The sequence below is a fragment of the Brevibacterium gallinarum genome (assembly GCF_014836885.1).
Classification (GTDB): Bacteria; Actinomycetota; Actinomycetes; order Actinomycetales; family Brevibacteriaceae; genus Brevibacterium; species Brevibacterium gallinarum.
Map to the genome: position 1 here is coordinate 18,684 of NZ_JACSPY010000001.1, position 15,391 is coordinate 34,074.

The following is a 15,391-nucleotide window of genomic DNA, read 5'->3' on the forward strand; positions in this document are numbered from 1 at the left end:
AAATCCTCCTTCAATCAGGCAAGGAGGGGTGAAGAGACTCGACTTCCTCCGGCGGTATGAACCGCGTCAGGTTCGAGGGTCTGCAGCTGTGCACTCTCAGCGCTCCTCATGAGCGCTCCCCTGTCGTCGCGTCTACGGTAGCAGACCCATGTACGCCAGGGCGGCCTTGACGATGTGCTCCTGGCCGTGGTTCATCTCCGCCACGATGTCCTCGCGCAGCGCCTCATCCGGGGTCAGCCAATCGAGGCTGAGCGCATCCTGGCGCGGCGTGCACTCACCCTGCACCGGCAGGATGTAGCACAGCGCGATCGCATGCTGGCGCGGATCGTGGAGCCTGGAGGCACCCTCGGTGGGGAAGTACTCGGCGACGTGGAACGGGTTGAGCGAACTCGGCAGCGACGGGAACGCCAGCGGCCCGAGGTCCTTCTCCGCATGGCGCATGAGTGCCGCCCGCAGGGTCTCGTGGAAGCGCACCCGCCCGCCGATCACCTCGCGCACCAGCGATCCGTCGTCGCCGGTGCGCAGCAGCAGGCCGACCTTCTCGGGCACGCCGTGCTCGTCGAGCAGCACCGGCACCGCATTGATGTAGGCCATCGGCAGGCGTCTGCGCAGCCGGGCCAGCTCATCGGGTTCGAGCCAGTTCTCATCGAAAGCCAAAGCGGTGCGTGTCATAGTCCCATGGTTCCACACGCGCCCTGGTCAGGCCAGACTCCGGGCGCATGTCCGCAGTCCCCGGCGGCATCGACCGCCGGCCCGGCCCTGCGGTAGGTTCGGGGTATGAGCGATGACATGCATGAGCCGACCACCGGCGGAGACCAGCGCCTGGCCGACGAGATCAGCGCCCACTACCACCCGATCGCCATGACCCTCTTCGGGCTGCTCGACGCCGAGGACCAGATCGACCAGCCCGAATCGCAAGCCGTCGACGCCGCCGGGATCGCCGAGGTGCCGGTCGTCAGGGCCGCACTGCGGATCTGGCAGTGGGTCGCCTCCGGCCCGAACGCCCAGCGCCCGGCCGCCGAGACCGGCGAGCTGACCGGCGATGAGCTGACTGCTGTTGCCGAGCTCGCAGGTCTTGACGCACCCGGCGCGGCCGGATCTGCCGGCACACTGGCCGAGCTGCCGCTGACCGAGCGGGCCTGGGCGACGCTGCTGCTGACCGGCATGCTCGAACAGGCCGGCTCCGATGCGGTGACCGTCGGGCTGCCCGAACTCTTCGGCCCCGTCGCCGAGGCGGTGGCTGCCGGCCGTGCGGTCGAGCTCAGCGACGAGCAGGCCGGGGCGCTCGCCCGCTGGCTCAGCGTCTGGGCGCTCGCCGCAGCGAACCACTGGCAGCAGGTCAACACGCAGGTCACCGGTGCCGGAGACCTCGACATCCCGCTGTTCTCGACCCTGGCGATGTACCTCGGTGCCGGCGGTCGGGTGAGCCTGCCGGAATCCGAGCAGGTCCACGCGGTGCTGCAGGCCGATGAGCGGCTTCGGGCGCACACCGCTGAATTCTTCAGGCTGCTCGGCTACGCCCCGGAGACGATCTCCGGTGAGAGCTTCGCCCACGTCGTGCTCGCCGGCACCTCCGAGACCCTGCTGCGGATCCTCAGCGACTGGCGCGCAGGCGGCGTGCTCATCGATGCCGGGGACGGCAGGCTGCGGGCGCATCCGGGAGCGCGGCTGTCGCTCATCACCCTCGTCTCCATCATCCAGGGCGCCGAACAGACCGCACCGGGCGCCGAACAGAGCGCAGAGGACTGAGCAGACAGGGCATCGGCGCAGGCCAGCGAGCTGCGTGCGCGGTCGAGACCGCCCCCGGTGAGCGAGGCCACACGGGCGCGTGGCATCCTAGAGAGCGTACGGCGTTTGTGCTGCCCCTGCTCATGTTTTATCTTGATATCAAGATAAAGTGTGGCGTGGCGCTCAGCCCGCGCCGCTCATACAGTTGAATGCAGCCCGCGAACACCTCGGGCACTGACGGTCAGCGTCGCCGACACCTCGGCTGCCGACGTCGAGATAAGGAGAATCTCCATGATCAACCATGAAGTCCGCACGTATAAGAGCTCGGAAAACCTCCCCCGCGAAGATCAGCTGGCCTGGAAGATCGCAGAAGTCGCATCCGATCCCGTCGCCGTCGACGCTGAGGTGACCGACATGGTCATCAACCGCATCATCGACAACGCCGCCGTCGCTGCCGCCTCGGTCCGCCGTGACGCACCGACCCACGCCCGCGAGCAGGCGCTGCCGCACACGTCGAAGCCCGGTGCCACCGTCTTCGGCCAGCCGCTCGACGAGACCGTCTCCCCGGAATGGGCTGCCTGGGCCAACGGCGTGGCCGTGCGCGAACTCGACTTCCACGACACCTTCCTCGCCAAGGACTACTCGCACCCCGGTGACAACATCCCGGCCATCCTCGCGGTCGCCCAGCACCTCGGCGTCGACGGCAAGGACCTCGTCAACGGCATCGCCACCGGCTACGAGATCCAGGTCGACCTCGTCAAGGGCATCTGCCTGCACGAGCACAAGATCGACCACGTCGCCCACCTCGGCCCCTCGGCTGCAGCCGGCATCGGCGCAATGCTGCACCTGCCGACCGAGGTGACCTTCCAGGCTGTGCAGCAGGCGCTGCACGTCACCACCGCCACCCGCCAGTCGCGCAAGGGCGAGATCTCCTCGTGGAAGGCCCACGCGCCGGCATTCGCCGCCAAGATGGCCGTTGAGGCCGTCGACCGTGCGATGCGCGGCGAAGGCGCCCCGAGCCCCATCTACGAAGGCGAGGACGGCTTCATCGCCTGGATCCTCTCCGGCCCCGAGGCCCGCTACACCGTGCCGCTGCCGGCCAAGGGCGAAGCCAAGCGCGCGATCCTCGACACCTACACCAAGGAGCACTCGGCTGAGTACCAGGCGCAGGCGCTCATCGACCTGGCCCGCAAGATGGGCAAGGAGATCGACGATCTGACGAAGATCAAGAAGATCGTCATCCACACCTCCCACCACACCCACAACGTCATCGGCACCGGCGCCAACGACCCGCAGAAGATGGACCCGAAGGCCTCGCGAGAGACGCTGGACCACTCGATCATGTACATCTTCGCCGTCGCCATGGAGGACCAGGGCTGGCACCACGAGGACTCCTACGCCCCCGAGCGCGCCGCCCGCCCGGAGACCGTCGCACTGTGGCACAAGATCGAGACGACCGAGGATCCTGAGTGGACCCGCCGCTACCACTCGACCGACCCGGAGGAGATGGCCTTCGGCGGCCGCGTCGAGATCGAGTTCGAGGACGGCTCGACGATGGTCGACGAGATCGCCGTCGCCGACGCCCACCCGAACGGCGCACGCCCGTTCGTGCGCGAGAACTACGTCGAGAAGTTCCGCACCCTGGCCAAGGGCATCATCGCCGAGGAGGAGCAGGACCGCTTCCTCGACCTCGTCCAGCGCCTGCCGGAGCTTACCGCCGATGAGGTCCGCGAGCTGTCCTTCGTCGTCGAGGGCCTGGAGCACACCGGGTCGAAGGGGATCTTCTGATGCTCGGCGCCACCACACCAGCAGCTGAGCGGCGCAAGCGGTTCCGCGAACTGCTCGCCGGCAGCGAGATCGTGCAGTTCCCGGGCGCGATCAACCCGATCAACGCCCAGATCATCGAACAGCTCGGCTTCGAAGGCGTCTACATCTCCGGCGGTGCGTTCTCCGCAGCGCAGGGGCTGCCCGACATCGGGCTCACGACGCTGACCGAGGTCGTCGCCCACGGCCGGAACATCTCCCGGGTGACGAACCTGCCGACCTTCATCGACGCCGACACCGGCTGGGGCGAGGCGATGAACGTCGCCCGCACCGTCCAGGAGTTCGAGGACGCAGGCCTGGCGGGCATGCACCTGGAGGACCAGGTCAACCCCAAGCGCTGCGGCCACCTCGACGGCAAGGAGGTCGTGTCGACCGCCGAGATGGTCAAGCGGATCTCCGCAGCCGTCAAGGGCCGCCGGGATGAGAACTTCGTCATCTGCGCCCGCACCGACGCCCGCGCCGGTGAGGGACTCGACGCCGCGATCGACCGCGCGAAGGCCTACGCCGACGCCGGGGCGGATCTCATCTTCCCCGAGGCCATGCGGGACCTGTCGGAATTCGAGGCCTTCGCCTCGGCGCTCGACGTGCCGATCCTGGCGAACATGACCGAATTCGGCAAGAGCGAGCTGTTCACCACCGAGCAGCTCGCCGGCGCCGGCGTGCGGCTCGTCATCTACCCGGTGACGACGCTGCGCATCGCGATGGGAGCCATCAAGCGCGGGCTCGAGACGATCCGCGCCGAAGGCACCCAGGAAAGCATCGTCGAGGGCATGCAGACGCGTGCCGACCTGTACGAGACCATCGACTACGGTGCGTACAACGACTTCGATGCAGACATCTTCAACTTCTCACAGGAGGGTCACCAGTGACCGAGACCGACATCAAGAAGGGCCTGGCAGGCGTCGTCGTCGACACCACGGCTGTCTCCAAGGTCGTCCAGGAGACCAACTCGCTGACCTACCGCGGCTACCCCGTCCAGGAGCTCGCCGCGAACTGCAGCTTCGAGGAGGTCGCCTACCTCATCTGGAACGGCGAGCTGCCCAGTGCTGCCCAGCTGGAGGAGTTCACCGCCCGTGAGCGCTCCCAGCGCGCCGTCGACGACAAGCTCGTCGACCTCATCCTCGGCCTGCCGAAGGACTGCCACCCGATGCACGTCGTGCAGACCGCCGTCGCCTACCTCGGCTCCGTCGACCCGGAGGCAGACGTCGAGGGCGAGGAGGCCAACCGGGCGAAGGCCGAGCGGCTGTACGCGCAGCTGCCGACGATCGTCGCGATTGACCACCGTCGCCGGCACGGCCTCGACCCGGTCGCCCCGACGACCGATCTGCCGTATGCCGCGAACTTCTTCAAGATGGTCTTCGACGAGGTCCCGGCCGACGAGGTCGTGCGCTGCTTCGACATCTCGATGATCCTCTACGCCGAGCACTCCTTCAACGCCTCGACGTTCACCGCCCGCGTCATCACCTCGACGACCTCGGACCTGTACTCGGCCGTCGCCGGTGCCGTCGGCGCCCTCAAGGGACCGCTGCACGGCGGTGCCAACGAGGCCGTCATGGCGATGCTCGAAGAGGTCGGCACCGCTGACAAGGCGGAGGCCTGGATCGACAACGCGCTGGCGAACAAGCAGAAGATCATGGGCTTCGGCCACCGCGTGTACAAGAACGGCGACTCGCGCGTGCCCACCATGCGCGCCGCCTTCGAGGATATGGTCAAGGTCAAGGGAGCGGACGAGCTGCTCGCCCTCTACAACGCCTTCGAAGAGGACTTCGTCGGCCGCAAGGGCATCTACCCGAACCTCGACTACCCCTCAGGTCCGGCCTACCACCTCATGGGCTTCGACACCGAGCAGTTCACGCCGATCTTCGTGATGAGCCGCATCACCGGCTGGACCGCCCACATCATGGAGCAGCAGGCGTCCAACGCACTCATCCGCCCGCTCTCGGCCTACGACGGCGAAGAGCAGCGCGAAGTCCCGGCTGACCGCGGCTGACATGAGCACGCTGGACCAGCTGCGCCGGTCCATCGAGAGCATCGAGGGTTTCGGCTTCACCATCACCGGTGGAGTCGGGACCCTCGTCCTCGATCGGCCCGAGAAGCGCAACGCCCTGTCCCGTCAGATGTGGCAGGCCCTGCCGGACATCCTCGCGACCATCGACGCCAGCGATGAGCTCTCGGTGCTCATCCTCACCGGCGCCGGCGGGCACTTCTCAGCAGGCTCCGACATCCACGACCTCGATGTGCCGCTGGCGGACTTCTGGGAGACGAACTCCACCGCCGAGGCGGCACTGGCCTCGGTGTCGATTCCCACCATCGCCGCGATCGAGGGCAACTGCGTGGGCGGGGGCACCGAGCTGGCTGCGGCCTGCGATGTGCGGGTGGCAGCTCCCGGGACCATCTACGGGGTGACGGCCGCCAAGCTCGGGCTCGTCTACCCGCCGGGGCCGACGAAGCGGCTGGCGGCGATCATCGGCGATGCGTGGGCGAAGTACTTCCTGCTCACCGCCGAGATCATCGACTTCGACCAGGCGCTCAACCTCGGCTTCATCCACACCGTCAGCGAGGATCCGCTCGCCACAGCGCACGAGATCGCCGCGACGATCGCCAGCCGCTCGCCGCTGTCGCAGACCGGGGCCAAGCAGATCCTCTCAGGCGCGGTGCCCGATGTCTCCGCCGGCTCCTGGCTGGCTGAGGCGTATGCCACCGAGATCGTCGAGGGGCAGGAGGCGTTCTTCGCCAAGCGCCGGCCCGACTTCTCCTTCACCCGCCAGGACTGGCAGGACTGACCCGCTCCCGAGGCGGTGCTTCCGTCCCAGCCACTGACGCCCCCGCATCGATGCGGGGGCGTTCTTGCATCTGCCTGCGTTGAATGGTGTACTAGTTGAGTATGTAACCAAGGAGGAGAGATCCATGATCGAAGAAGGCCGTGCGCTGTTCCTGCAGATCGCCGAGAGCATCGAGAACAGCATCGTCGACGGCTCACTGGCAGAGGAGTCCCGGGCGCCGTCGACGAACGAGCTCGCCGCGTTCCACCGCGTCAACCCGGCCACCGCCGCCAAGGGGCTGACGATGCTCGCCGACAAGGGCCTGCTGACCAAGAGGCGGGGGATCGGCATGTTCGTCACCGCCGGTGCCCGCGAGAAGCTGCGCGCTGAGCGCCGCGCAGTCTTCGCCGCTCGCTTCGTCGAGCCGCTCATGGTCGAGGCCGCCACCATCGGGCTCAACGCCGGAGAGGTCATCGCCATGGTCAAGGACCGCGCCGCGGCAGTCGGAGCGCAGTCATGAACCCCGTCGTCCGCGTCCGCGACCTCGTCAAGGCCTACCCGTCAGGCAATGCGCTCGACGGCGTGAGCTTCGATCTGGAGGCGAACACCATCTACGGCTTCCTCGGCCGCAACGGCGCCGGCAAGTCGACGACCATGTCGATCATCACCAGCCAGCTGTTCGCCACCTCGGGAACGGTGCGCGTCTTCGGTGAGGATCCCTACGAGAACCCGCGCGTGCTCGGCCGGATGTGCTTCGTGCGCGAGAACCAGAAGTATCCCGAATCGATGACCGCCGCGCACGCCCTGCGCGCAGCCAGCCTGTTCTACCCCGGCTGGGACCATGACGTCGCCGAGCAGCTCGTGGCCGACTTCCGGCTGCCGCTGAAGACGAAGGTCAAGAAGCTATCACGCGGTCAGCTCTCGGCGGTCGGGGTCATCATCGGGCTGTGCTCGCGGGCGGAGATCACCTTCTTCGACGAGCCCTACCTCGGACTCGACGCGGTGGCCCGGCAGATCTTCTACGACCGGCTCATCGCCGACTACGCGGAGCACCCGCGCACCATCCTCATGTCCTCGCACCTCATCGACGAGATCGCCGGCCTCATCGAGCGCGTCCTCGTCATCGACGGTGGCCGCATCATCATGGACGAGACCGTCGAGGAGGCGACCTCGGCGCTCACCCGTGCGACCGGACCCACCGCCGCACTCGACCGCCTCGCCCGCGGCCACCGGGTGCTCGAGCGCAGGACCATGGGCAGCGCCGGCGCGCTCGTCTTCCACGGCATCCCCAGTGAGGCCGCATCCGAGACCGCCTCCCATGCCGGCGTGCGGCTCGAGTCCGTCGGACTGCAGGAGTCGATCGTCCACCGCACTGCGGCCGCCGCGACGGCGACCGGACCGGAGCTGTCCCCCTCGAGCATGGAAGGAGCGCTGTCATGAGCCAGACTGCGCGCATCGCCAATGTCATCCGCCTGCAGTTCGTCAACCGGCATCCGTTCCTGTGGGTGCCGCTCCTCGTCTTCGGCCTCGCGGTTGCGCTGTCCCTCATCATCTACGCGATGATCCCCGAAACCGGGCCCAAGTACGGCGGCGCGGCTCAGGCGCCGATGTGGACCTTCCTGTTCGTCGGCGTATCCGCGATGACCCTGACCTTCCCGTTCTCCCAATCGGTGGGCCTGGCGCGCTGGGAGTTCTACCTCGGCAGCCTCGCTGCGGCAGCCGTCGGTGCTGCCGCGATGGCCAGCGCGTTCATCGTCCAGGGATTCATCGAACGCGCAACCGACGGCTACGGCATGAACGGCTACGTCGCCCACCTGCCATGGCTGTGGGAATCGGGCTGGTGGGCCGCGTGGCTGACGTTCTTCGTCTTCACCCTGATGGCCTTCGTGCTCGGATTCTGGAGTGCGACCGTGTTCAAGCGCTGGGGCATGACGGTGCTCGTCGCCGTGCTCGGCGTCCTCGGCGTGGCGATCGCCGGTGCGCTGCTCGTCGTCTCCCGCCGCGAAGCCTGGGGTGAGGTCATCGCCTGGTTCGCCACCGCCGGCTCCCTGCAGCTGACCGGCTGGCTCGCACTTCTGACCGCCGTGCTCGCCGGGCTGTCCTACCTCACGCTGCGCCGCGCGGTGCCCTGAGCATGCGCCTCGACCCGGCCGCCCGCGCGGCGCGGATCCGCGCCACTGGGCGGCCGGGAGCGCCGGTGCCGGCTTCGGTGCCCCGGTCCCGAGGCGGGACTCGCCTGCGCCGATGGGCGGGCCGCCTGGTGCGGCGGGCACCGGATGAGCGCAGCGGCATGTGACGGTAGGATGAATCCGTGCGTCTTGCAGTTCTCGATATCGGATCCAACAGCATCCACCTCCTGGTGGTCGATGCTCATGTCGGTGCCCCGCCGCTGCCGGCGACCTCCCACAAAGAGGTCCTGCGCTTAGCCGAGCACCTCAAAGACGACGGATCGATCACCTCCTACGGCCAGCAGCGCCTCGTCGACTTCTGCAGGGAGTCGATCACGATCGCCGAAGAGCAGGGCTCCGAGCAGATCCTCGCCTTCGCCACCTCGGCGATCCGCAGCGCCCCCAACGGCGACGAGACGATCGAGCGCATCCACCGGGAATCCGGACTCACCCTCAACGTCATGAGCGGGGAGGAGGAGGCGCGCATCACCTTCCTCGCCGCCCGCCGCTGGTTCGGCTGGTCGGCCGGCAACATCCTGCTCCTCGACATCGGCGGCGGCTCCCTGGAGATCGCCGCCGGCACCGACGAATACCCCGACATCGCACTGTCCCTGCCGCTGGGCGCCGGGCGCATGCACAGCCGGTTCCTCTCCGCCGACCAGCCCAGCGAGGACGACATCGCCGCCCTGCGCCACCTGGCCCGCAAGGAGATCGGCCGGATCGCCGGAGACGTCAACCGCGTCGGCAAGCCGGAGAAGATCGTCGGCTCGTCGAAGACCTTCCGGTCGCTGGCGCGCATCGCCGGAGCCGCGCCGAGCGGTGACGGCATCTACGTGCCGCGCAAGCTGCAGCGCAAGGACATGCCCGGCATCATCGACACCCTGCTCTCGCGCACTCCCGCACAGCGCGCCGAGCTGCCCGGCGTCTCCGCAGCCCGCTCCGGGCAGGTGCTCGCCGGCGCGATCGTCGCGGATGTCGCGTTCACGATCTTCGGCATCGAATCGATGAAGATCAGCCCCTGGGCGCTGCGCGAGGGCATCATCATGCGCAAGCTCGACCTGCTCGACTCCTCGGAGTCCGTGTCCATCCCGCGCGGCCGCCCGCTCGCCCTCGACCTGTAGGCCGCGTACTAGACTGTTCGGTGTGACACCGAGAGCATCGCGACCCCGACGGACGTTCCGCAAGGCGCTGACGACGCCGAACTCCGCGCGCGCGAACTCCCGCCGCCACCGCGAGTTCTTCGAACGGGTCCCGGTCTACGAGTTCGGCGTCAAGCACGTCTCCGACCATCCGATCCGGCTGGGCCTGTCGACCTCCTCGGTCTATCCGATGACGGTGACCACCTGCTTCGACACCGCCGCCCGCCTCGGCTACGAGGGCGTCGAGATCATGATCACCAACAGCGCCGAGACCCAGGACGTCGACTTCATCCGCTCCGAAGTGCAGCGCACCGGCCTGCCCGTGCTCTCGCTGCACGCCCCGACCCTGCTGTTCATGCCGCGGGTGATGACGAGCGATCACTGGGAGAAGCTGCGCATCACCTGCCGGATCGCCGCCGAGGTCGGCGCCCGCTCAGTCGTCCTCCACCCGCCGTTCCGCTGGCAGGGCGACTACGCCCGCAACTTCGTCACCGGGGTGCGTGAGATCAGCGAGGAGACCGGCATCACCCTGGCCGTGGAGAACATGTACCCGTGGCGGGCCGGCATCCGCGAAGTCCAGGTCTACCTGCCTGACTGGAACCCGATCGGCTACGACTACGACGCCGTCACCTTCGACTTCTCACACGCCGCGACCGCCGGGATGAACGCACTCGAAGCGGTCCAGGAGCTGTTCGGCCGCCTGCACCACATCCACCTGACCGACGGGGCCGGATCGCTCAAGGACGAACACCTCGTGCCCGGTCGCGGCCACATGCCCGTCGCCGAGGTGCTGCAGTACCTGGCCAAGGAGAACTGGTCCGGCGACGTCGTCGTCGAGGTCAACACCCGCTTCACCACCAGCTCCCGCAAGCGCGAGGAGATGCTCATCGAATCGCTCGAGTTCGCCAAGCGCCACCTCGGCCTGCGCGACTGAACCGAACCGACAGGAGGACGTCATGACACTGGCATTCATCGGCACCGGATCGATGGGGACCGCCCTGCTGGCAGGAGTGATCGCCGGCGGCTGCGACCCGGCTGAGATCATCGCGACGACGAAGTCCGCCGACAGCGCCCGCAGGCTCGAACGCGAGCACGGGGTCCGCGCCCTGGCCCTTGATGACGATCCCGATGCCAATCGCAGCGCTGCCGCCGAGGCGGACTGCGTTCTCCTCGGCGTCAAACCGTGGATGGTCAAGGACACCGCCGCCGAGGTGGGTGCTGCGATGGCAGCCGACGCGGTCCTCGTGTCGATGGCCGCAGGTGTCACCCTCGAGCAGCTGGCAGCCGCCTCCGGGCGCGAGGCGGTCGTGCGGATCATGCCGAACACGCCCTGCCAGATCGGCTGCGGGGTCATCTCACTGTCCCCGGCTGAGGCGGTCAGCCCGGACAGGGTCGAGACCCTGCGGCAGCTGCTGTCGGGTGCCGGTGATGTCGTGCCCCTTGACGAAGACCTCATCCCGGCGATGACCGGGATCTCCGGTTCGGGTGTCGCCTACTTCTTCCTGCTCGCCGAGGAGATGGTCAAGGCCGGTGTGGCGATGGGACTCGACGAGGAGACCGCTGCCGGCATGGTGGTGCGCACCGCGGAGGGCGCCGGCCGGCTGCTGGCGAAGCACCCGGACCCTGAAGCGCTGCGCACCGCGGTGACGAGCACCGGCGGGACGACCCACGCGGCGATCACAACCTTCCAGGACGCCGGATTCGCAGACCTGGTCGAACGCGCGGCCCAGGCCGCCGGGCAGCGGGCCATCGAGATGGCCGACGAGTACTGAGCCGACGAGTACTGAGCCGGCGCGCCGGTCAGCCGGCGCGGTCCTCCCGCTCGATGTGGCTGCGCGCGTGTGCGACTGCGGCGTCGAGGTCGTCGAAGAGGTGATTGGGGTGCCGCAGAGCCGCTGACAGCCCGCCGGTGCGGGCCAGCCGCTCATGGCGGGCCTGGATGCCCTTGACGAGCACCGTGATGCCGCGGCGCTCGAGGGTGGTGACGAGTTCGGTGATGACCCGGGCGCCGGTCGAGTCGAGCATCCGGATCTGCGACATCCTGAGGATGACGACCGAGACGTCCTCAATATCGGCCAGCTCGGTCAGCAGCCGGTCGCCGACACCGAAGAACAGCGCCCCGTCGAGCCGGAACAGGGCGATGCGCTCATCGCCGGGCTGCGCTGTGCCCGGCAGCTCCTCCCGCGTCGTCGTCGACTGCGCCGACAGGGTGCGCAGCGCGAAGAACGCAGTGGCGACGACGCCGATGCCGACCGCGATGATGAGATCGAAGGACACGGTGATGAGGGCGGTGAGCCAGAAGACGAGCGCATCGGCACGGGAGGCGCGGCACACCTCGGCGGCCACAGGCACATTCACCATCCGCACTGCCGTCAGCAGCAGCACCCCGGCCAGCGCGGCGAGCGGGATCTGGGAGACGAAGCGGGCGGCGAAGAGCACCACGCCGATGAGCACGAGAGCGTGGACGACGGCCGCCAGACGTGTCTGCGCACCGGAGCGGATGTTGACGGCCGTGCGCGCGATCGCACCGGTGGCCGGCATGCCGCCGAAGAACCCGGCGCCGATCGACGCCAGCCCCTGGCCGACGAGCTCGCGGTCGCCGTTGTAGTGCCCGACCGGGCTGAGCGTCGACGCGACGCGGGCCGAGAGCAGCGACTCGATCGCCGCCAGGGCTGCGACCGTGAGCGCGGGACCGGACAGGGCGGCGATGAGGTGCAGATCGAAGGCCGGCAGGTGTGGCATCGGCAGCGTCTCAGGCAGGGTGCCGATGCGCTCAAGCGGAGCGTCGAGCCAGGCGGCGAGCAGCGCGGCGACGATGATCGCGATGATCGAGCCGGGCAGCTGCGGGTGGATGAGCGGGGCCAGCAGCATGATGCCGATGACGAGGCCCACGGTGCCCAGCGTCCAGCCGAGCTGCGGCCAGCTGGCCCCGGCAGCGGCCTGCACGGCATGGACGACGGCGTTGCGGGACTGCCCGGTGTCACTGCCGAGGGCAGCCGGGATCTGCTGGAAGAAGATGATCGTCGCGATCCCGAGCGTGAAGCCCTCGATGACGGGAAACGGGATGAACGCGACGCTGCGGCCCAGCCGCAGCAGCCCGGCGAAAACGACGAGGACACCGGCCATGAGGGCGACGACCGGGATCGCGGCAGGACCGTGGGCGGCGGCGATCGGGGCGAGCACGACGACCATCGCACCGGTCGGCCCGGACACCTGCACGTGGGAGCCGCCGAAGACCGCGGCGATGAGACCGGCGACGATCGCCGTGACGAGTCCGGCCTCGGCGCTGAGCCCCGAGGAGATCGCGAATGCCAGCGCCAGCGGCAGCGCGACGATGCCGACGGTGAGGCCGGCGAGCAGATCCCGCCGCCAGGTCTGCGGCAGCCGGCGGTAGTCCGCGGCATTGGGCAGCAGTGAGGCGCGCGGCAGCAGCGCGCGCAGGCGGCTGGGCTCAGGCGGCACAGGCACCATTTCACCTCCGGCAGACGACACGCGATCCCACAGCGGCCCGCTGGGGACAGCGGCCCGCTGGGGGCGAGCATCCTCATCCAAGCATGCCTGCGGCCGCGGCGGGGGCAGTGTCAGGAAGCTGAGACCGCCGGGCTCAGCGCGTGGGGTTCAGGGGCGGCCGGCGAAGCGGCCGAGCAGCTCGACGTGGCCGGCGACGATGAGGACGTCCTGGCTGCCGACGCGGGAGGATGGCTCCGCATAGGTGAAGTCCCGGCCGGGGCTCTTGATGCCGACGACGGTGACGCCGTAGGTGTCGCGGATGCCGGATTCGGCCAGCGTGAAGCCCTGCACCTCCTTCGGCGGGCGCATCTTGACAACGGCGAAGTGGCCGTCGTCGAACTCGATGTAGTCGAGCATCTGTGAGGACACGAGGTGGGCCACGCGCGCCCCGGCCTCGGATTCGGGGAACAGCACATGCTCAGCGCCGATGCGGCGCAGGATCTTGCCGTGGGAGTTCGAGATCGCCTTCGCCCACACCTGGTCGATGCCGAGGTCGACGAGGTTGGCCGTCGAGAGCACACTGGCCTCGATCGAGGTGCCGATGCCGACGACCGCGGTCGAGAAGTCCTGGACACCCAGCTGGCGCAGCGCCTCGATGTTCGTCGCATCCGCCTCGACGACGTGGGTGAGGCGGCCGGACCACTCCTGGACCATCTCCGCATTGCGCTCGACAGCCATCACCTCGCGGCCGAGCTTGATGAGGTTCTCAGCCGTTGAGGCGCCGAAGCGGCCGAGGCCGATGACGAGGATCGCATCGTTCGCGGGTTTTCCCGACTGCTTAGCCAATGATCGGCCTCTCCTCCGGATAACGGAACAGACGTTGCTGGTGTCTGGCGGACAGCGAGGCCGCCAAGGTAATCGTACCGAGCCGGCCGAGGAACATGAGCGCACTGAGGACGTACAGCCCGGCATCGGGGGACTTCTCCGTCACCCCGGAGGACAGCCCGCAGGTGGCGAAGGCGGAGATGACATCGAAGACGACATCGTCGAGCGGCAGCCGCGTGATGTGCAGCATCAGCAGGGTGCCGACGAAGACGAGTGCGGCACCGGCGAGCGTGATCGAGATCGCCACGCGCACCGCCGCCGGGTCGATGCGCCGGTGGAAGACAGTGACATCCCTGAGCCCGCGCGCCTCGGCGAGTGCGGCGAGGACGAGCACCGCGATCGTCGTGACCTTGATGCCGCCGGCGGTCGAGGACGAGCCGCCGCCGATGAACATGAGGACGTCGATGAGCAGGTGGCTGGTGCCGTACATCTCGGTGACGTCGATCGAGGACATGCCCCCGGACCGCGGCATCGCGGCCATGAACAGAGTGTTGGCGATCGAATCGCCCAGGCTCAGCCCGCCGATCGTCTTCTCGTTGCCGGACTCGAAGATGTACAGCAGCACGAACGACACGAGCAGCAGCACACCGGTCGTTGCCAGCGTCAGCTTCGTGTGCAGATCCCAGCCGCGCGGGCGATTCCACGTGATCGCCACCATGAGCACCACCGGGAAGCCGAGCGAGCCGATGAGCATCGACACCATGAGGACCATGAGGATCCACGGGTCATCGGAGAAGTACTCGATGCCTCGGTTGTGCAGCGTGAACCCGGCGTTGTTGAACGAGGTCACGGCATAGAACAGACCGTGCCACAGCGCTTCGCCCAGCGTGTCGCCGCGGATGAGGAAGCGGGGGGTGAGCAGGGCCATGATGACGGCTTCGACGGCGAAGATCGTGATGAACACCGCCCGCAGCAGCGTGCCGACCTGGCCGATCTGGAAGGTGTTCGTCGCCTGCGCGGCGATCAGCCGCTGGCGCACACCCAGCCGCTTCGACACCGCCATGCCCAGCAGCGAGGCCAGCGTCAGAATGCCCAGGCCGCCCACCTGCATCGCCGCGACCATCACCCAATGGCCGAACGCCGACCAGTACTCCTCGGTCACGACCGGGGTCAGGCCGGTGACGCAGACGGTGGAGACGGCGACGAAGAGGCTGTTGGCGAACGAGTAGTCGGAGGTGTCAGCGTGGGCGACCGGCAGCGACAGCAGCACGGTGAAGATCGCGATCGCGATGACGAAGGAGGCCATCGCCAGCCGGGCAGGCGAGGCCTCGGCGACCTCGTCGAGGACATCGCGCAGCCGCCGGCCGGGGCGGAATACCCGGTCGGAGAAGGTCGTCTTCGGTCGCTGATGAGCCACAACGTCAGTGTAGCCGTGGGCCGGCGGTGCAGCCGTGACGTCGGCGGGCAGGCGTGGGGCCGCTGAGGCGGGGCCGGG

15 protein-coding genes and 1 riboswitch are annotated in these 15,391 nt (G+C 68.5%); of the genes, 11 read left to right on the plus strand and 4 right to left on the minus strand.

Annotated elements, in window-relative coordinates; genetic code table 11:
• Positions 1 to 26: 26 nt before the first annotated feature.
• A riboswitch (TPP riboswitch) is annotated at positions 27 to 132 on the minus strand.
• A complete protein-coding gene (locus H9634_RS00085) occupies positions 133 to 672 on the minus strand; it encodes a DUF4916 domain-containing protein (protein WP_165884610.1) in 540 nt (179 codons plus the stop codon).
• Between the two features lie 105 nt (positions 673 to 777).
• Between H9634_RS00085 and H9634_RS00090 the strand changes: the two genes are divergently transcribed.
• The 11 genes from H9634_RS00090 to proC all read left to right on the plus strand — a co-directional run bounded on the left by H9634_RS00090 (position 778) and on the right by proC (position 11,393).
• Positions 778 to 1,749 carry a hypothetical protein gene (locus H9634_RS00090; protein ID WP_191724846.1) on the plus strand — a complete coding sequence of 324 codons (972 nt, stop codon included), beginning with the start codon at positions 778 to 780 and terminating at the stop codon, positions 1,747 to 1,749.
• A 270-nt stretch (positions 1,750 to 2,019) separates the two neighbouring features.
• Complete coding sequence (locus H9634_RS00095) at positions 2,020 to 3,516, plus strand: MmgE/PrpD family protein (RefSeq protein ID WP_191724847.1); 1,497 nt, start codon at positions 2,020 to 2,022, stop codon at positions 3,514 to 3,516.
• Entirely contained in the window at positions 3,516 to 4,421 is a 906-nt protein-coding gene (gene prpB / locus H9634_RS00100) for a methylisocitrate lyase (protein ID WP_191724848.1), read from the plus strand. Before H9634_RS00095 ends, prpB begins: the two co-directional genes overlap by 1 nt.
• The gene (locus tag H9634_RS00105; RefSeq protein ID WP_191724849.1) at positions 4,418 to 5,542 is read left to right on the plus strand and encodes a bifunctional 2-methylcitrate synthase/citrate synthase; all 1,125 of its coding nucleotides are present in this window, start codon (positions 4,418 to 4,420) and stop codon (positions 5,540 to 5,542) included. Before prpB ends, H9634_RS00105 begins: the two co-directional genes overlap by 4 nt.
• Position 5,543: 1 nt before the next feature.
• Positions 5,544 to 6,335: an enoyl-CoA hydratase/isomerase family protein gene (locus H9634_RS00110; RefSeq protein WP_175293105.1), complete on the plus strand. Its 792-nt coding sequence runs from the start codon at positions 5,544 to 5,546 to the stop codon at positions 6,333 to 6,335.
• Positions 6,336 to 6,459: 124 nt separating this feature from the next.
• Positions 6,460 to 6,834, plus strand: coding sequence for a GntR family transcriptional regulator (locus H9634_RS00115; protein WP_191724850.1), 375 nt, complete (start codon positions 6,460 to 6,462; stop codon positions 6,832 to 6,834).
• Complete coding sequence (locus H9634_RS00120) at positions 6,831 to 7,754, plus strand: ABC transporter ATP-binding protein (RefSeq protein ID WP_191724851.1); 924 nt, start codon at positions 6,831 to 6,833, stop codon at positions 7,752 to 7,754. Before H9634_RS00115 ends, H9634_RS00120 begins: the two co-directional genes overlap by 4 nt.
• Positions 7,751 to 8,446, plus strand: coding sequence for a hypothetical protein (locus H9634_RS00125; RefSeq protein ID WP_191724852.1), 696 nt, complete (start codon positions 7,751 to 7,753; stop codon positions 8,444 to 8,446). Before H9634_RS00120 ends, H9634_RS00125 begins: the two co-directional genes overlap by 4 nt.
• A 179-nt stretch (positions 8,447 to 8,625) precedes the next feature.
• Positions 8,626 to 9,603 (plus strand): Ppx/GppA phosphatase family protein, encoded by a 978-nt coding sequence (locus tag H9634_RS00130; protein ID WP_175293101.1) that lies wholly within the window; start codon positions 8,626 to 8,628, stop codon positions 9,601 to 9,603.
• A 22-nt stretch (positions 9,604 to 9,625) separates the two neighbouring features.
• Positions 9,626 to 10,555, plus strand: coding sequence for a sugar phosphate isomerase/epimerase family protein (locus H9634_RS00135; protein WP_191724853.1), 930 nt, complete (start codon positions 9,626 to 9,628; stop codon positions 10,553 to 10,555).
• 22 nt (positions 10,556 to 10,577) lie between these two features.
• Complete coding sequence (proC, locus tag H9634_RS00140) at positions 10,578 to 11,393, plus strand: pyrroline-5-carboxylate reductase (RefSeq protein ID WP_191724854.1); 816 nt, start codon at positions 10,578 to 10,580, stop codon at positions 11,391 to 11,393.
• 28 nt (positions 11,394 to 11,421) lie between these two features.
• Here the strand turns inward: proC and H9634_RS00145 are convergent, their stop codons facing one another.
• The 3 genes from H9634_RS00145 to H9634_RS14385 form a co-directional block, all read right to left on the minus strand.
• Entirely contained in the window at positions 11,422 to 13,092 is a 1,671-nt protein-coding gene (locus H9634_RS00145; RefSeq protein WP_191724855.1) for a SulP family inorganic anion transporter, read from the minus strand.
• 147 nt (positions 13,093 to 13,239) lie between these two features.
• A complete protein-coding gene (locus H9634_RS00150; protein WP_225210433.1) occupies positions 13,240 to 13,917 on the minus strand; it encodes a potassium channel family protein in 678 nt (225 codons plus the stop codon).
• Complete coding sequence (locus tag H9634_RS14385) at positions 13,910 to 15,313, minus strand: TrkH family potassium uptake protein (protein ID WP_318244948.1); 1,404 nt, start codon at positions 15,311 to 15,313, stop codon at positions 13,910 to 13,912. The genes H9634_RS00150 and H9634_RS14385 overlap by 8 nt, the downstream gene beginning before the upstream one ends.
• Positions 15,314 to 15,391 lie beyond the last annotated feature (78 nt).